The sequence below is a fragment of the Massilia oculi genome (genome assembly GCF_003143515.1).
Lineage (GTDB): Bacteria > Pseudomonadota > Gammaproteobacteria > Burkholderiales > Burkholderiaceae_D > Telluria > Telluria oculi.
Window position 1 is genome coordinate 3,075,990 of record NZ_CP029343.1, and the last position, 17,794, is coordinate 3,093,783.

Genomic DNA, 17,794 nt, shown 5'->3' on the forward strand with positions numbered 1-17,794 from the left:
CTTCCCAACATGAACAAACGCGCTTTCACGCTCGGCCTGGCCAGCGCCTTCGCCCTCGGTGGCCTGCTGGCCGGCTGCGGCACCCAGCCGCTCACCCGCGGTGTACCGGTTGCCGAAACCAGCGGCGGCGACGATCCGCCCGCCGCCCCGCGCGAGCTGCGCGCCGCCTGGGTCTCGACCGTCGCCAATATCGACTGGCCCAGCAAGCCCGGCCTCTCGTCCGCCGTGCAGCAGAAGGAAGCCATCGCCATCCTCGACCGCGCCAAGTCGCTGAACCTGAATGCGATCGTGCTGCAGGTGCGACCTTCGGCCGATGCGATCTATCCATCGAAGATCGAGCCCTGGACCGAGTACCTGAGCGGCGCGCAAGGCAAGGCGCCGATGCCGGCCTACGATCCCCTCAAATTCTGGATCGACCAGGCGCATGCGCGCGGTCTCGAGCTGCACGCCTGGTTCAACCCCTATCGCGCGCGCATGGACGCGGCGCGCTCGCAGTCGGCGCCGAACCACATCACCAACACCAGACCGGACGTCGTCAAGCGCTACGGCAAGTTCATGTGGATGGACCCGGGCGAGCCGGCGGCCGCCAAGCAGACCATGGACGTGATCCTCGACGTCGTGCGCCGCTACGACATCGACGGCGTGCACATCGACGACTACTTCTATCCCTACCCGATCGAGGCCACGCCGGCCGTGGCCGGCAATGCCGCCGCGCTGGACGGCCGCACGGCCAAGGCCGAGCTGGACTTCCCCGACGATCCGGCCTGGCAGCGCTACCTGAAAAGCGGCGGCACATTGGCGCGCGCCGACTGGCGCCGCGACAACGTCAACCGCCTGATCGAGGCCATGTACAAGGGCATCCATGCCGAAAAGAGCTGGGTGCGCTTCGGCATCAGCCCCTTCGGCCTGGGCCGGCCCGACCGCCGTCCGCCCGGCATCAATGGCTTCTCGCAGTACGACAAGCTGTATGCCGACGCCGAACTGTGGCTGCAGGAGGGCTGGCTCGACTACTTCGTGCCGCAGCTGTACTGGCCGATCAAGTCGCCGGGACAGGCCTATGACGTGCTGCTCGACTACTGGATCGGGCAGAACCCGCTGGGCCGCCATATCTGGCCGGGCCTGTTCACCAGCCGCATCGGCGCGCCGACCCGCGCCTACGAGCCGGACGAAGTGCTGCAGCAGGTCAGCGTGACCCGTTCGCGTCCGCAGGCCACTGGTCACATCCATTTCAGCATGGTGGCCCTGACGCAGAACCGCAAGGGCATCAGCGACCAGTTGCGCGCAAGCCGCTACACCGGCCAGGCGCTGGTGCCGGCCACGCCGTGGCTGGGCAGCACGCGGCCCGGCACGCCCACGATCAAGGCCGTCCGCGGCGCCAGGTCGGTCGACCTGAGCCTGACGGCGGGCAAGGGCAACGCCCTGTATGCGATCTGGGCCCGTCACGGCAATGAATGGCGCTTCGCCGTGGCGCCGGCGGCGCGCGCGACCTGGACTGTTTCCGACGACGACCGCCTCGGCCCGGCCGAGATCGTGGTAGTGAGCGCGGTCGACCGCCTCGGCAACGAGGGCGAGCGCGTGCGTGTGTGGTCGAAACCATAATGCGGGTAGCATCACGGTATGCCGACTGATCAAGACAAGCCGCATGAGATAGGGTTCAAACCCGGCCTGGGCATCGACGCCGGCGGCACCCAGACGCGCTGGGCGCTGGCCGGGCCCGGCGGCGCGATCCTGGCCGAGGGCACGGTCGACGGTCTCTCCGCCCTGCAGATGGCCACGCCCCACGGCCGCGAGGCCGTGCGCGCCACCTTCGAACGGCTGGCGGCGGCGGTATTGCAGCATGCGCATCCGGTGCGGGTGCAGGCCGGCCTGACCGGCTTCGGCGGCGACGGCGAATTGCTGCAGGGCTGGCTTGCCGCCTTGCTGGGCGTGGCGCCTGGCGCGGTCACGCTCTGCAACGACATCGAGATCGCCTACCGCGCCAGCTTCGCGCCGGGCGAGGGCTACCTGGTCTATGCCGGCACCGGTTCGATCGGGGCCTTCATCGACGAGCACGACGTGTTCCACCGCGCCGGCGGCCGGGGCGTGGTGCTGGACGATGGCGGCGGCGGCTTCTGGATCGCGCGCGAAGCGCTGCGCCATATCTGGCGCAATGAAGACGAACGTCCCGGCTGCTGGCGGGAGTCGCCGATGGCGCATGCCGTGTTCGAACACGTCGGCGGATCGGACTGGGCCGAGTCGCGCCAATTCATCTATCAAAGCGAGCGCGGGACGGTCGGCAAGCTGGCGCTGGCCGTCGCCGCCAGCGCGGAACAGGATCCAGCGGCGCGCGCCATCCTGGTCGATGCCGGCCGCGAGCTGGCGCGCCTGGCATCGGCCTTGATCTCGCGCTTCGGCGCCCGCCCGGTGGCCCTGGCCGGGCGCGCCGCCGAACTGCATCCGCTGATCGCCGACACCATGCGCGCGGCGCTGCCGTCGGATATCGCCTTCACGCGGACCGGCTCGCGCGCCCACCATGCTGCCGCGCGCCTGGCGCTGGGTTGAACAACAAGACACCACCAAGGAGAACAATATGAAATCGATCGCCGCCTTGCTTGCCCTGACCGTACTGGCGGGCTGCTCCACCGTCCCGCGCTATGACACCACCTATACCGCCAAGGGCCAGTCGAGCCGCGCGCGCTTCCTGGTGCTGCATTACACGGTCGCCAACACGCCCAGCTCGATCAAGATCCTGACCGAGAAAGAGGTCAGCTCGCACTACCTGCTGACCGACGAGGCGACGCCGAAGATCTATCGCCTGGTCGACGAGAACCGTGCCGCCTGGCATGCCGGCAACTCGAGCTGGAAGAATTTCACGCAGCTGAACAACAGCTCGATCGGCATCGAGATCGTCAACGCCGGCTGGAAGGACACGCCGACGGGCCGCGTCTATGCGCCCTTCCCGCAGTCGCAGGTGGACGCCCTGATCCCGCTGGTGAAGGACATCGTCCAGCGCCACGGCATCGCGCCCGAGAACGTGCTGGGCCACAGCGACATCGCGCCGCTGCGCAAGCAGGATCCGGGCCCCCAGTTCCCGTGGCAGCGCCTGGCGCAAGAGGGCCTGGTGCTGTGGCCGGACGCCGCCCGCGTGGCCGCCGTGCGCCCGGCCTTCGACGCCTTGCTGCCCGACGTCGGCTGGTTCCAGCGCAAGCTGGCCATGCACGGCTTCGGCATCGTACAGAGCGGCGTGTACGACGAACCGACCCGCACCACGCTGGCGGCGTTCCAGATGAAATACCGCCCGCTGGACATCTCCGGCAATCCTGACGCCGAGACGGCGGCGCTGCTGGAAGTGCTGACCACGCCGGCCGGCACCCCGCCGCCGCCGATGCCGGTGATCCCGGCCCAGCCGCAGCCATGGCAGGCCGTGCCCGGCCAGCCGCTTCCGCCGGCTCAGCCTGCGGCGCCTGCGCCTGTACCGACTCCAGCGCCGACTCCAGCGCCGACTCCAGCGCCAACGCTGGTACCGCCATCGGCGCCGGCCCCGACCCCCGAGCCCTTGCCGGGCGCGCTGGAGAACGTGCCGCCGACCGCACCGGTGCCTGCGCCCGTGCCCGCCACGCCGCCAGTGAACACGCCGTGACCATCGCCGTACAGCAATTTTCGCTGTATCCTTCGCCCATCCACCCCGTGTGTATGCAGGGTGGGTTTTCTTCTGAAGGGTGAAGCAATGCGTCTGCGTCATATCGAGGTGTTCCACGCCATCATGCAAGTCGGCACTATCAGCGGCGCCGCCCAGGTGCTGCATATTTCCCAGCCGGCGGTGACCAAGGTGCTGCAGCACGCCGAGCTGCAGCTGGGCATGCCGCTGTTCGAGCGCGTGCGCGGCAAGCTGTATCCGAAGCCGGAAGCGCACCGCCTGTTCGCCGAAACCGAGAAATTGAACCGCGACCTGCAGGGCATCCGCCGCCTGGCCGCCAGCCTCAAGGGCCGCGCGGTCGAGACCGTGCGCCTGGTGTCGACGCCCACCATCGCGGTCAGCGTACTGCCGGTCGGAATGACGGCATGGCGCCGCGATTTCCCCGAAACCCGTTGCGAACTTGCAACGCATCACACGAGCGAGATTGTCAATGCGCTGCGCCTGGGCGAAGCCGACCTTGCGCTGTCGCTGCAGGATCCGCGCCATCCCGGCATCGTGGCCGAGCCGATCGCCCATGGCCTGCTGACGGTGGTGGCGCCCGCCGGCACCTGGACCGACGACGAATGCAAGAAGCCGATCTCGGCCGAAGACCTGAGTGGCGAACTGATCGGCCTGGCCGACCGCGATCCGCTGGGCGAGATGGTCATTGCCGCCTGCGAGGCGCAGGACGTGCAGCCGGTGTTCCGCACCGTGGTGCAGACCTACCAGATCGCGCGCTCGCTGGTCGAAGCCGGCGCCGGCACGGCGATCCTCGATCCGTTCACCGCCGCCTCGGCCGCGCCCAACAAGGTGCAGTGCCGCCAGTGGTCGCCGTCGATCCCGGTGCACCTGTTCCTGCTCACCGCCAGCCATTCGCCCCTGTCGCATGGGGCGCGCGAGCTGGCCAACTGTATCGGCGCGACCGCGCGCGCCTGCCTTGAAGACAGCTAAATGAACCATACCCTCGCCAGCGAGGACATCGCCAGCAGCCCGGAATTCCGCCACCTGGACAGCATCGCCGGCATCGACGTCGACCTGCGCTACGCCACCGCCAACAATTTCGTCGGGCGCGACCTGTATTCACCCTACGATTGCGCCTGGCTGCACGTCGAGGCCGCGGCCGCGCTGGAGCGCGCCGTGGCCTGGCTGGCCGTGCACGCGCCCGGCCTGCGGCCGCTGGTGCTGGACGCCCTGCGTCCGCAGCGCGTCCAGCAGCAGTTGTGGGATGCGCTCGAGGGCACCGACCTGCGCCTGTACCTCGCCGACCCGGCGCGCGGCTCGATCCACTCCTATGGCATGGCGCTCGACCTCACGCTGCGCGATGCCGAAGGCGCCGAGCTGGACATGGGCACCGGCTTCGACGACATGACGGAGCTGTCGCATCCGGCGCTGGAGGAAGGTTTTCTAGTGGCCGGCCAGCTCACCGAGCATCAGCTGGCCAACCGGCGCCTGCTGCGTGAGGCGATGCTGCAGGCCGGCTTCCTGGGCATCAGGACCGAGTGGTGGCATTTCGATTGCGGCGACCGCGATCTGGTGCGCGCCACCTTCCGCCGCGTGTTGTAGCTACGCCGCCAGCTCGGCCGACTCGACCCGGTTGCGGCCGTTGCGCTTGGCCGCATACAGCTGCTTGTCGGCCGCCACGATCAGGTCGGGCAGCGTGACGCGCAGGTCGCCGCCGGAGAAATCGAAGGCGGCCACGCCGAAGCTGGCGCTGGTCGGCACCGGTTCGCCGTCGACCGTGAAGGTGAGGGCGGCAAAGGCGTCGCGCAGGCGGTGGGCCAGGCCGGCCGCCCCCGCCAGCGTGGTCACGGGCAGGATCAGCAGGAATTCCTCGCCGCCGTAGCGCACCACCGCATCGACGCCCTGGCGCGTCATCCCCTGCAGCAGGGTGGCGAAGTTCTGGATCACGTGGTCGCCCTGGTGGTGGCCGAAGGTGTCGTTGATGTGCTTGAAGTGGTCGATATCGCACAGCACGACCGAGACCGGATGGCCGAAGCGCCGCGCCCGCGCCAGCTCGGTGCCCAGCAGGTGGTCGTTCAGGTAATGGCGGTTGTAGCAGCCGGTGAGCTGGTCGCGCTCGGCCAGGCGCTTCAATTGCGTCTGCAGCCGGAATTCCTCGCGCGCCACCCGGTTGAAGCGGCGCGCCGCCAGGATGCCGAAGGTATTGATCATCGCCAGCAGCATGCCCATGGTGAGCAGGTCGGCCGCAGGGCGGGGCGGCAGCAGGTAGTGCACCAGCGCCAGGAAGACGATCACGCCGCCGCTCGCGATCGCGCTGGCATAGGCCAGCCGGTTCGGGATGTACAGGTAGATCACGACCTGGATCACCACCATCGACAGCGCGTGCCAGTGCACCTCGTTCGGACGCGCCAGCGCGACCACCATGAAGCAGCCCAGCGACAGGATTTCTGCGCTCGATGCGGCCAGCCGCGTGCCGCGGATCGACAGCGGCCGGCGATAGGCGAGCCAGGCACCGATGCCGCCGATGAGCGCGACGCCCAGCCGCGCAGGCAGGGTTTCACGCAGCGCGGCGCCCAGTCCCAGCGCCGCGATATCGGTCAGGAAGAACAGCTGGAAGAAGATGACGCAGAACAGCAGCGTGAAGCCGAGCAGCGAGCGCGTGCGCGATAACTGGCTGTGGAGGAATTCGGTCTCGTCCGCGGCGCGCGCGAATTCTCCGCTCAGGGGATGGAATTTCATGGATGATCAGGACGGCCAAACGTGAAGGTCGGCATCGCGTCCTGCGGAGGCGGAAACCGGTGGCGCGAGACACGCGCCAGCCCGCTATTGTGTCAGCTTTTGCTATCGAAAACTAAGAAATTATAGTAATTCGACATTAAACTTGTGTCCAAAGCAATGTTTAGCTGTACATTCCCGGTTCAGGGCGTAGCGGGAAGCGGCGCGCCCGAGCGCGCCACCCAGTCCACCAGCGTGTCGAGCACGGCGCGCCCGCGGCCGTTGCCGCTTTGCTCGCTATTGATCATCGCCACGAACACGCACGGGACGCCGTTCGCGTCCGGCACGTAGCCGGCCAGCGCCGTGACGTTGCGCAGGGAGCCGGTCTTGAGGCGCGCGCGACCGGCGGCGGGGCTGTCCTGCAGGCGGCGGCGCATGGTGCCGTCGACCGCGCCGATCGGGATGCTGGACTGGAATTCCGGCGCCCAGGGGCTGCGCAGCCCGGCCTGCAGCAGGTGGGCCATCTGCTGCGCGCTGATGCGCTCGATGCGCGACAGGCCCGAGCCGTTGTCGATCACGAAGCCGGTGTCGTCGATCTGCTTCTCGCGCAGCCAGCCGCGCACGGCGGCGTCGGCGCGGGCGAAGGTCGACTCCTCGGTGGCGGGCAGCGCCAGGCTGCCCGCCACCGGGTCGGCCTGCAGGCTGCCCAGGCTCAGGAACAAGGTGCGCGCCAGTGCGTTGTCCGATGGTTTGTTGGTGTCGCGGACCAGTTCCGGCAGCTGGCGCGATGCATGGGCCGCGAGCAGACGGGCTTCTGGCGGTGTGGCGCCGGTGATGGTGCGGCCGCTCAGCACGCCTCCCTGGTCGCTCCAGGCCTGGCGCACCAGGCGGCCGACGTAATCGTCGCGGTCGAGCACATTGACGCCGTAGCTGCGGTTGCAGTTCTTCGGAAAAGTGCCGCGCAAGACCACCTTGATGCGGCCATCGGCCTGGCGCCGCGCCTCGGGCAACTGCCAGCCGGCTTCCCACCGGGCGCAATCGGCATCGACCAGCGTCATCTCGGACGTCACCGAGACCCGCTCCAGCTCCGGATGCATGCGCAGCTGCAGGCGCGAGGCGGTGGAACGCATGTCGAGCTGCAGCATGTTCTTGTTGACCAGCAGGGCGTCGGGGATCACGTTGTAATACGCTTCCGGCGACTCGTCGAAGGGCGGCAGGCCGAGGTCCGTGCGCGCCGGCTGGAACAGGCCGCGATCCAGCACCAGGTCGCCCTCGATGCGCTCGATGCCGTCGTAGCGCAGCGCGCGCAGCATGTCGGCGATGTGCTCGCCCGAGAGATCGGCATCGGCGCCGCCTTTCAGGTACAGGCTCCCGCGCAGCACGCCGTCCTCGACCTGGCCCGTGGTGCGCAGCTCGGTGCGGCCGCGAAAGGCCGGCCCCAGGCGTTCCAGGCCGACCAGGGTCGTCACCAGCTTCATGGTCGATGCCGGCTGCATCGGCAGGCCGGCCCGGTGTTCCAGCACGGCGGCGTCGCCACGCAGCACCAGCACCCCGATCTCGTCCTGCCCGATGCCGTTCTGCCGCAGCGCCTGGGCCACCGGCTGCGGCAGCTGGGCGTGGGCGAACGAGATGCAGGTGCAGAAGGCGAGGGCGAGGGCGGAGCGTTTGAGCATGCTGTTCCTTGAGTGAAGCACTAAGCGAAGAAGAGATAGGCGACGAAGATGGCGCCGATGACGCCGGCGAGGTCGGCCAGCAGGCCGTAGCCGATCGCGTAGCGCGTCTTGCGGATGCCGACCGAGCCGAAATACAGGGCGACGATATAGAAGGTGGTGTCGGCGGCGCCCTGCAGGATGCTGGCCAGGCGGCCGACGAAGGAATCGACGCCATAGGTGGTCATGGCATCGATCATCATGGCGCGCGAGCCGCTGCCGGACAGCGGCTTCATGAGGGCGGTCGGCAGGGCGCCGACGAAATCGGTCGGCAGGCCGAGCGCGGCGAAGATCCAGGCGAAGCCGCTGACGATCAGGCCCAGGATGCCCGAATTGCGCACCACGCTGATGGCCACCAGCATGCCGACCAGGTAGGGGATGATCTTGAGCGAGGTCTCGATGCCGCCCTTGGCGCCTTCGATGAAGGCGTCGAACACATTCACTCTCTTGAGCAGGGCGCCGGTCATGAAGACGGCGATTACCGAGAACAGGATCAGGTTGGCTGCGACGACCGAGAACAACTCGATCTGCGACTTGTCCATGAACTGGGTGATCGCCAGCACCAGGCCCCCGATCAGCGCGGTGCCGCCGCCGATCCAGCCGAACACCACCGGATCGAGCAGGTTGATCCGCTGGCGCAGGCTGACGGCGATGATGCCGGTCATGGTCGAGCAGTAGGTGGCGATCAGGGTCGGGATGAAGATGTCGGCCGGGTTGGCCGCGCCCAGGATCGCGCGCTGGGCCATGATGGCCAGCGGGATGATGGTCAGGCCCGAGGTCTGGATCACCAGGAACATGATCTGGGCGTCGCTGGCCTCGTCCTTTTTCGGATTGAGCGATTGCAGGCTTTCCATCGCCTTCAGGCCGAAGGGCGTGGCGGCATTGTCCAGGCCCAGCATATTGGCCGAGAAATTCATCACCATATGGCCGTTGGCCGGATGGTCCTTCGGCACGCCGGGGAAGATGCGCGAGAAGAAGGGGGCGATGACGCGCGCGAAGGCATTGATCGCCCCGGCTTTCTCGCCCACGTTCATGATCCCGAGCCAGAGCGTCATCACGCCGGCCAGCGGCAGGGCGATGTCCATCACCGCCATCTTGGCCGAGGAGAAGGTGCCGTCGATGATGCGCTTGAAGACCTCGGTATCGCCGAGGAAGATCCATTGTCCCAGTGCCGCGATAAAGCCCACGAGGAAGAAGCCTGTCCAGATGTAATTGAGTGCCATGTGATGAATCGCTGCCGGGTATCGCACGATTGTGCAGTGGACAGAGGCTGAGGGCAAGCCGCGTGGATGAAAGAATGCAGCCGCGCCATGTTCAAAAGTTATGAGCGTTGCCTCGGGATGGGCGCCGGCCTATGATACGCAACGCCCAACAGGACTTGCTTGTCATGACATTCCGCTACGCCGCCGCCCTCGTATTCACCCTGTCCTGCCTCGGTGCGCAGGCGGCGCAGGCCCAGGCCCAGCCGCCCGTGCAGTCGGAGCAAAAAGTGCTGCGCATGTTCCTGTCCACCAGCGAAACAGGGCTCGACCCGGCGGCGGCGTCCGACAACGCCACCCTGTCGCTGCTGGAAAACCTGTTCGATCCGCTGCTGCGCTACGACTACCTGGCGCGGCCGGCGAAGCTGCGGCCGAACACGGCGATTGCGATGCCGCAAGTGAGCGCCGACGGCCTGACCTATACCTTCCACATCCGTCCCGGCATCTATTTCACGCCCGACCCGGCCTTCAAGGGCGTGAAGCGCGAAGTCACGGCTGCCGACTATGCCTACAGCCTGCAGCGCCTGCGCGATCCGTCGCTCAGGTCGCCCTGGTCGTATATGGTCGAAGGCAAGCAGGTGGAGGCGGTCGACCGCTACACCCTGCGCATCCGCCTGGCCGCGCCCGACAACAACTTCCTGTTCTATCTCGCGACCCCGGCCACCGGCGTGGTCGCGCGCGAGGTGATCGAGGCCTATCCGGGCCAGGCAGGCAACCATCCGGTCGGCACGGGGCCGTTCATGATCGGCGAATGGAAACGCAGCGACCGCATCGTCCTGCTGGCCAATCCGTATTCGACGGCCGTGTTCCATGCCACGCCGGGCGACGACCCGGAAGACCGGGCGATTGCCGCCGCCTTGAACGGGCAGCTCCTGCCGCGGGTGGACCGGATCGACGTGAAGATCGCCGAGGAATTCCAGGGCCGCATGCTGGGCTTCCTGAATGGCGAATACGACTACCTGGAACAGATTCCCGAATCGATGACCGAGATGGTGGTGCAGGGCGGCGAACTGAAACCGGAGCTGGCGGCGCGCGGCATCGTGTTGTCGCGTTTCCCGGTGCTGCAGACCTATTACATGTGGATGAACATGAACGACCCGGTGGTCGGCGGCTACGGCAAGGACAAGGTGGCGCTGCGGCGGGCGATCTCGATGTCGTACAACAGCCTTGAGGACATCGCGCTGCTCAAGAAGGGATTCGCGATCAAGGCCGAATCGCCGCTGCCGCCGAACGTGCTCGGCTACGATCCGGATTACCGCAGCCCGGTGCCCTACAACCCGGCGCTGGCCAATGCGCTGCTGGACCGCCATGGCTATGACCAGCGCGATGCCGATGGATTCAGGCGCGCGCCCGGCGGCAAGCCCTTGACGCTCACGATGCATAGCGAAGCCACCGTCGGCGGCCGCCTGCGCGACGAGTTGTGGAGAAAATGCCTGAACGCGATCGGCCTGCGCGTGGTGTTCAAGTCGGACAAGAAGACCGAGATCATCAAGGCTTCGCGCCTGGGCACGGTGCAGATGTTCGAGAGTAACTGGATCGCCGACTTCCCCGACGGCGACAATTTTTACCAGCTGCTGTACGGCCCGAACGCGGGCCGCGCCAACTACTCCCGCTTCAACCTGCCGGAGTACAACGTGCGCTACGAGCGTGCGCGCCTGCTCACCGATGGTGCGCAGCGCAACAGGCTGTATTTCGAGATGAACCAGCTGCTGCACGCCTATAACCCATGGGTGCCATTGACCCATGTGCTGTCCGGCGACCTGCGCCATCCGTGGCTGAAAAACTACAAACGGCATCCTGTCGAATTCACGACCTGGCGTTACCTCGATGTCGATGTTGCGCAAAGAGCACGCTCCGCTAGAGCTACACGTTAGATTTCGTTAGTTTTTCCTAAATTAAATATTCCTGCTGGTTATACTGCCCTCCGGTTAATTCATTGGCACCTGAGAATTTTGTGGGCGTACTCTGAATTCACAACATAACGTAATGCTAAGAGCGAACTAGCCATTACGAACAGAGCAGGCCAGGCGTGTGCGATGCAGTGCACCAATCTGGCCCAAGACCGCCAAGGGAAAACGTAAGGAGAAACACGGTGAAATTGAAAAAACTGGCACAGTTGATGACCCTCATGGGCGTGGCCGCCCCGATCGTGGCACAAGCGCAGGCGCAAAGCGAGGCGCCGATCCAGCGGGTGGAAATCACCGGTTCGAGCATCAAGCGCATCGCCAAGGAAGGTGCGCTGCCGGTTGAGATCATTTCGCGCAAACAGCTGGAAGACCAGGGCATCGTGACGGCCGAGCAGCTGATCGCGACCCTGAACGTGAACGGCAACGGCTCCGACAACCTGGCGTCGAACGCCGACGTCACCTCCGGCGCCCAGCGCGGCAACAACGGCGCCTCGAGCGCCAACCTGCGCGGCCAGGGTTCCGATTCGACCCTGGTGCTGCTCAACGGCCGCCGGGTCGCGACCCACGGCATGAAGGGCTCGGCGGTCGACCTGAACTCGATCCCGATGGCGGCGGTCGAGCGCGTCGAAGTGCTGAAGGACGGCGCCTCGGCCGTGTACGGCACCGACGCGATCGGCGGCGTGATCAACTTCATCCTGCGCAAGAACTACAAGGGCCTGGAAGCCCAGGCATTCACCGACGTGACCGAAGCGGGCGGCGGCGAGATCGGCCGCGCCACCATCACCGGCGGCTGGGGCGACCTCGACACCCAGGGCTGGAACGTGCTGGTGACGGCCGCGCACAGCGAGAACAAGGCGCTGCGCGGCGACCAGCGCGATTTCGTGAATACCTTCCAGCCGAACCGCGGCGTGTCGGTCGATACGCGCGGCACCCCGAGCGGCAACGTGTTCGCCACCACCCTGGCGCCGACCCTGCTGTCGCGCACCGGCACCGGCCCGACCATCCCGGGCGGCGGCACCGTGGCCTATAACGGCATCAGCCTGCTCGACCTGCCGGGCGGCCCGGGTTGCGACAGCATCGACGGCATGGGCGCCTACGACGAAAAGCTGTGGGATTCGCCCGGCTCGGCCTATGGCTGCGCCTGGGATACCGGCCGCGCCGCCGTGCTGCAGCAGCCGGTCAAGAATTCCAACGCGCTGGCGCGCGCCACCTTCCGCATGGGCGAACACGAGTTCTTCGCCGAAGGCGTGGGTTCGCGCGTCGAAGTGGCCAAGCGCTTCTCGCCGAACCAGATCTCTCCGTCCGCCTCGACCTTCGGCCCTGCCTCGTTCTACCCGAGCACCGGCGCAGCCTACAACGACGTCTATAACGCCCTGGTCAAGGTGTTCCCGAGCATCTCGGCCAACTACGGCCTGCCGATCGCCTACCGCTGGCGCTGCATGGAGTGCGGCAACCGCGAGATCGAGACCGAGACCAAGGCCGGCCGCGTGCTGGTCGGCGCCGACGGCCCCCTGAACCTGTTCGGCAAGCAGTACGACTACCGGGTCGGCCTGTCGCGCGCGTTCAGCGAATCGGATTCGACGCTGGGCACCGGCTACAACTACACCCAGGCCCTGGCCAATGTGCTCGGTTCGGGCATCGTCAATCCCTTCCTGCTGCCGGGCCAGACCCAGAGCCAGGCAGCGATCGACGCGATCCGCGCCACCTCGGCCGCGGGCGTGGTGATGTATGGCGGCAAGGTGACGATGACGCAATTCGATGCCGCGATCTCGGGCGAGCTGTTCAAGCTGCCGGCCGGGCCCGTGCTGGCCGCGCTGGGGACCGACCTGCGCCGCGAGGAATACAAGTTCAATGGCGACCGCCGCGCCGCCAATGCGCGACCGGCGATCCTGAACGCGCCGTTCGACGACGTCAATGCCCTCGACAAGGTCAAGCGCGACATCAAGGCCGTCTATGCCGAGGTGCTGGTGCCGGTCACGCAGGCGCTGGAACTGACCTTCGCCATCCGCCGCGACGATTACACGGGCTTCGGCGCGACCACCAATCCGAAGGTGTCGTTCCGCTACCAGCCGATCCCGCAGCTGATGTTCCGCGGCTCGTACAACGAGGGCTTCCGCGCGCCGTCGTTCAACCAGCTGTTCAACGGCGTGACCGAGTCGCCCTATGCCGGCAAGGACCTGGCCGATCCGGCCACCTGTCCGAGCGGCCGCGTCGACACCACGGTCGCCGGCTGCCAGGCGGTCAATCCGAATACGCTCACCGGCGGCAAGCCGACGCTGGGACCGGAAACGGCCAAGCAGGCCAGCCTGGGTGTGGTGTTCGAGCCGACCAGCACCTTCTCGGCCAATGCCGACCTGTGGGAGATCCGCAAGGAAAACACGATCGATTCGTTCAACGTGGCGACCATGGTCGCGAACTACAACCTGTTCCAGGACCAGTTCATCCGCAACGCGGCCGGCGAGCTGGAGTTCATCGACCAGCGCTGGCTCAATGCCGGCGAGCGCATCACGCGCGGCGTCGAAGTCGGCGCCCGCCTGAACGGCAAGTTCAGCACCGGGTCGGTCTGGAGCCTGGGTATCGACGGTTCGCGCCTGCTGGAGAAGAAATCGCGCGCCACCCGTAACGCCGAATTCGGCGAGAGCGAAGTGGGCCGCTTCCTGTTCACCGGCGACCTGGGCCTGAAGTGGAAGCACAGCGCCTATGCCACCTACAAGTACGGCAACTGGAGCGGCATGCTGCAGAACATCTACCGTTCGGGCTATGACGACCAGGTGCTGCCGGGCGTGGCCAGCGGCCGTGTGACGCCGTCGAACTACCAGCGCAAGGTCGACGACTACTCGATCTTCAACCTGTCGGTGAACTACACGGGCTTCCAGAACCTGACCCTGACCGCGGGCGTCAAGAACCTGCTCGACGAGGATCCACCATTAGCGATCACCTACGACAGCAACACCGGCGCCGGCAGCACCTGGGAACCGCGCGTCGCCGATCCACGCGGCCGCTCGTTCACCCTGATGGCGAACTACAAGTTCTTCTGATTGCTCTACACTGAGGGCCCGCGCCATGGAGGTTGTCGTCCTCCCGGCGCGGGCCTTTTTTCATCTGGAGTCTTGCCTCACGCATGAAGATCAGCCGTCGCAGCTTCGGCGCCATCGCCGCCGCCCTGTCCCTTGCCTTGCCCGGTGTTGCCGCAGTGCGTACGCCGTCCCCACGTCCCATGAAAAAACTCATCAAACCGCCGCGCCTGAAGCGAGGCGACGTCGTCGGCCTGATCGCGCCCGGCGGCTACACCACCGACCGCGCCATCGAGAAGGCGGTGCGCAATATCGAAGCGCTGGGTTTCAAGGTCAAGACCGGCGCCTATCTGCGCGAGGTGTTCGGCAATTATGCCGGATCGGTGCAGCAGCGCCTGGCCGACCTGCATGCGATGTTCCTTGACCCGGAAGTGAAAGCGATCTGGCCGATCCGCGGCGGCTCGGGCTGCATCTCGCTGGTCTCGAGCCTCGACTACGACCTCATTCGCCGCCACCCCAAGGTCCTGGTCGGTTATTCCGACATCACGGCGCTGCATCTCGCGATCCTCAAGCAGGCCGGCCTGGTGACCTTCCACGGCCCGGTGGCCTCGTCGACGATGACGCCGTATTCGAGCGAGCACATGATGGCGGTGCTGACCGAGCCACAGGCCAGCTATACGATTCCGATGTCGCAGGAGAACGCGCAGCGCGCCGCGAGCGAGCCGCACTTCGGCGTCCACACCTTCACCCACGGCGTGGCGACCGGCCCGCTCATGGGCGGCAACCTGTCGCTGGTGGCGGCGCTGGCGGGCACGCCGTATGCGGCCGACATCAAGGACAGCATCCTGTTCCTGGAAGAGGTGAACGAAGCGCCATACCGCATCGACCGCTGGATGACCCAGCTCGACCTGGCGGGTGGTTTCAGGAATGCGGCGGCGCTGGTGGTGGGCATCTGCGAGAACTGCGGGCCGGAGCATGAAGACATTTCATTGACGCTGGAGCGCACGCTGGGCCTGCACCTGCATCCCTTGACCATCCCGGCGGTGTCAGGCTATTCGATCGGGCATATCCGCAACCAGTTCACCCTGCCGATGGGGATCCAGGCGCGCATCGACACGAAAGCGCAGATGATCACGCTGCTGGAGTCCGCCGTTACCTGACGCGCCGGCTCATCGTGACCGAGCCGTGCGACTCGCCATCGATGCGGTACAGGTCCGGCACTTCGCCCGTCACGACAAAGCCGGCGCGCTCGTACAGCCGGCGCGCGGCCAGGTTCGCCGACAGCACGTCGAGGTCGACCCATTCGAGCGGCGGCGTGGCGCCGGCCCAGGCCAGTGCGCTCTCCACCAGGGCCATGCCCAGCCCCAGGCGCCGCGCATCGCGGTGCACGCCCATGCCGAGCAGGGTGCGGTGGGTGGCCGCCGGCTCGGGCCGCGCGCGCAGGTCGACGTGGCCGGCGATATTGCCGGCGCCATCGAGCGCGATCCAGACCCGGCGCCAGCCCGGCTGGCCGAAAGGCGTATCGAGAGCGCCGGCGAAGGCGGCCGCGTTCTCGGGCGGGAAGCGCGACAACTCACGCGACTGTGGCTGGAACAGCGGCGTGCCGGCGCTGCCATTGTCCCGCAGGTGGTCGTCGAGGTAGAGGAACAGCTGCGGCAGCCGTTCCGGCTCGAGCGCCACGATGCGCAGGACAGGATCCATCACTGCGCCATCACAGCGCGCGCGCGATCAGGATCTTCTGGATATCGCTCGTGCCTTCATAGATCTGGCACACGCGTACGTCGCGGTAGATGCGCTCGACCGGGAAGTCGGCCACGTAGCCGTAGCCGCCGAACACCTGCATCGCGCTCGACACGACGTTCTCGGCCATCTCGGAAGCGAACAGCTTGGCCATCGCCGCTTCCTTCAGGCAGGGCAGGCCCGCATCCTTCATCGCGGCGGCGTGCAGGATCAGCTGGCGCGCGGCCTCGATCTTCATCGCCATCTCGGCCAGGCGGAACTGCACCGCCTGGTGCTCGAAGATCGGTTTACCAAAGCTCTCGCGCTCCTTCGCGTAGGCGAGCGCCGCCTCGTAGGCCGCGCGCGCCATGCCGACCGATTGCGAGGCGATGCCGATGCGGCCGCCCTCCAGCCCGGACAGGGCGATCTTGTAGCCCATGCCTTCCTCGCCGATCAGGTTCGCCGCCGGGATACGGCAACCGTCGAACACGATCTGCGCCGTGTCCGACGAGTGCTGGCCCATCTTGTGCTCGATGCCGGCCACGATGTAGCCGGGCGTATCGGTCGGCACCCAGAACGCGCTGATGCCCTTCTTGCCGGCCGCCTTGTCGGTGACGGCCATGACGATGGCGACGTCGCCGTATTTGCCGCTGGTGATGAACTGCTTGGTGCCGTTGATGACGTAGCTGTCGCCGTCACGCGTGGCCGTGGTGCGCAGCGCCGCGGCGTCGCTGCCGGTGTGCGGCTCGGTGAGAGCGAAGGCGCCCAGCAGCTCGCCCTGGGCCAGGGGACGCAGCCAGCGCTGCTTCTGTTCCTCGTTCGCGTACATCATGGCGATGCTGCACACGGGGCAGTTGTTGACCGAGATGATGGTCGAGGTGCCGCCGTCGCCGGCCGCGATCTCTTCGAGCACCAGCGCCAGCGACACGTAGTCCAGGCCCGCCCCGCCATACTGCTCCGGCACCGCCACGCCGAAGGCGCCCAGGGCCGCCAGTTCCTTCAGTTCCTCTTTCGGGAAATGGTGTTCGCGGTCCCAGCGCGCGGCGTTGGGGGCCAGGCGTTCCTGCGCAAAGCTGCGCAGGGCGTCGCGGATCATCTGGTGTTCTTCGCTCAGGATCATGGTGTCTCGTGTGTTTTTTATGTGTGTGGATGGCCTACCAGGCGATGGCGGCGCCGTCGTGGTTCAGGAAGCTGCCGTTGGCGCTGGCGTCCACCCGGGCCAGGGTGGCGCGCATATCGCGCACGCTGTGCTCCGGCGTGAGGCTGGCGCCACTGCCGCCCATATCGGTCTGGACCCAGCCCGGATGGAAGGCGACGCAGGTGACGCCTTGCGCGCCATAGGTGATCGACGCATCCTTCAGCACGGAGTTGAGCGCCGCCTTGCTGGCGCGGTACAGCGTGCCCTGGGTATCGGAGCGTTCGCCGATCGATCCCATGCGCGAAGAGACGACCGCCAGCTTGCCGCGGGTGTCGGCCAGCAGGGGCCCGACGACCGGAATCAGGCGCATGCTTGATAACACATTGGTGTGCATGACGGCGTCGAATTCGGGACCGGTCGGGAAGCTGCCGTGGGTCGGGCCATAGACGCCTGCCACCAGCCAGGCGGCGTCGACTTGTTCATCGTCGAGGCGCCAGGCCAGCGCCGCGATCGAATCGGCCACCGTGACGTCGAGCTGATGGGCTTCGGCGCCGAGGTGGACCAGTTCATCGCAGTCTTCCTGCTTGCGCGCGGTGGCGATGACACGCCATCCGTCGGCGCGGTATTGGCGGACCATCTCGTGGCCGATGCCGCGCGAGGCGCCGATGATCAGTGCGGTAGGCATGATGAACTCCCTGTGAACGGTTGAATCCTCAA

Annotated in this window: 13 protein-coding genes and 1 pseudogene; 8 read left to right on the forward strand and 6 right to left on the reverse strand. The window is 66.9% G+C overall.

Features of this window, described 5'->3' with window-relative positions; translation table 11 throughout:
* Positions 1–9 precede the first annotated feature (9 nt).
* The 5 genes and pseudogenes from DIR46_RS14140 (at position 10) to DIR46_RS14160 (ending at position 5,218) form a co-directional block, all read left to right on the forward strand.
* Positions 10–1,599, forward strand: coding sequence for a glycoside hydrolase family 10-like protein (locus DIR46_RS14140; RefSeq protein ID WP_229446257.1), 1,590 nt, complete (start codon positions 10–12; stop codon positions 1,597–1,599).
* 18 nt (positions 1,600–1,617) lie between these two features.
* Positions 1,618–2,541 carry an N-acetylglucosamine kinase gene (locus tag DIR46_RS14145; RefSeq protein WP_109345800.1) on the forward strand — a complete coding sequence of 308 codons (924 nt, stop codon included), beginning with the start codon at positions 1,618–1,620 and terminating at the stop codon, positions 2,539–2,541.
* A gap of 28 nt (positions 2,542–2,569) precedes the next feature.
* A pseudogene (locus DIR46_RS14150) lies at positions 2,570–3,334 on the forward strand (N-acetylmuramoyl-L-alanine amidase); the annotation flags it as partial.
* Positions 3,335–3,706: 372 nt separating this feature from the next.
* A complete protein-coding gene (locus DIR46_RS14155; protein ID WP_109345801.1) occupies positions 3,707–4,606 on the forward strand; it encodes a LysR family transcriptional regulator in 900 nt (299 codons plus the stop codon).
* Positions 4,607–5,218 (forward strand): M15 family metallopeptidase, encoded by a 612-nt coding sequence (locus tag DIR46_RS14160; protein ID WP_109345802.1) that lies wholly within the window; start codon positions 4,607–4,609, stop codon positions 5,216–5,218.
* On the opposite strand, the gene DIR46_RS14165 is transcribed toward DIR46_RS14160, so the two are convergent.
* From DIR46_RS14165 to DIR46_RS14175, 3 genes are all read right to left on the reverse strand, one after another.
* Positions 5,219–6,355 (reverse strand): GGDEF domain-containing protein, encoded by a 1,137-nt coding sequence (locus DIR46_RS14165; RefSeq protein WP_109345803.1) that lies wholly within the window; start codon positions 6,353–6,355, stop codon positions 5,219–5,221.
* A gap of 179 nt (positions 6,356–6,534) precedes the next feature.
* Positions 6,535–8,004 carry a D-alanyl-D-alanine carboxypeptidase/D-alanyl-D-alanine endopeptidase gene (dacB, locus tag DIR46_RS14170; protein WP_109345804.1) on the reverse strand — a complete coding sequence of 490 codons (1,470 nt, stop codon included), beginning with the start codon at positions 8,002–8,004 and terminating at the stop codon, positions 6,535–6,537.
* 20 nt (positions 8,005–8,024) lie between these two features.
* The gene (locus DIR46_RS14175) at positions 8,025–9,263 is read right to left on the reverse strand and encodes a spore maturation protein (protein WP_109345805.1); all 1,239 of its coding nucleotides are present in this window, start codon (positions 9,261–9,263) and stop codon (positions 8,025–8,027) included.
* A gap of 164 nt (positions 9,264–9,427) precedes the next feature.
* On the opposite strand from DIR46_RS14175, the gene DIR46_RS14180 reads away from it, so the two are divergent.
* From DIR46_RS14180 to DIR46_RS14190, 3 genes are all read left to right on the forward strand, one after another.
* Positions 9,428–11,173 carry an ABC transporter substrate-binding protein gene (locus DIR46_RS14180; RefSeq protein ID WP_109345806.1) on the forward strand — a complete coding sequence of 582 codons (1,746 nt, stop codon included), beginning with the start codon at positions 9,428–9,430 and terminating at the stop codon, positions 11,171–11,173.
* A 218-nt stretch (positions 11,174–11,391) separates the two neighbouring features.
* Positions 11,392–14,244 (forward strand): TonB-dependent receptor domain-containing protein, encoded by a 2,853-nt coding sequence (locus tag DIR46_RS14185; protein WP_109345807.1) that lies wholly within the window; start codon positions 11,392–11,394, stop codon positions 14,242–14,244.
* 83 nt (positions 14,245–14,327) lie between these two features.
* Entirely contained in the window at positions 14,328–15,380 is a 1,053-nt protein-coding gene (locus DIR46_RS14190) for a S66 peptidase family protein (RefSeq protein ID WP_109345808.1), read from the forward strand.
* Here DIR46_RS14190 and DIR46_RS14195 read toward each other — a convergent pair.
* The 3 genes from DIR46_RS14195 to DIR46_RS14205 are packed head-to-tail and all read right to left on the reverse strand — an operon-like array spanning position 15,373 to position 17,762.
* Positions 15,373–15,921, reverse strand: a complete 549-nt coding sequence (locus tag DIR46_RS14195; RefSeq protein WP_205288980.1) for a GNAT family N-acetyltransferase — start codon at positions 15,919–15,921, stop codon at positions 15,373–15,375. The genes DIR46_RS14190 and DIR46_RS14195 overlap by 8 nt on opposite strands.
* Positions 15,922–15,931: 10 nt before the next feature.
* Positions 15,932–17,059, reverse strand: a complete 1,128-nt coding sequence (locus DIR46_RS14200) for an acyl-CoA dehydrogenase family protein (protein WP_109345810.1) — start codon at positions 17,057–17,059, stop codon at positions 15,932–15,934.
* Between the two features lie 34 nt (positions 17,060–17,093).
* Positions 17,094–17,762 carry an SDR family oxidoreductase gene (locus tag DIR46_RS14205; RefSeq protein ID WP_109345811.1) on the reverse strand — a complete coding sequence of 223 codons (669 nt, stop codon included), beginning with the start codon at positions 17,760–17,762 and terminating at the stop codon, positions 17,094–17,096.
* Positions 17,763–17,794 lie beyond the last annotated feature (32 nt).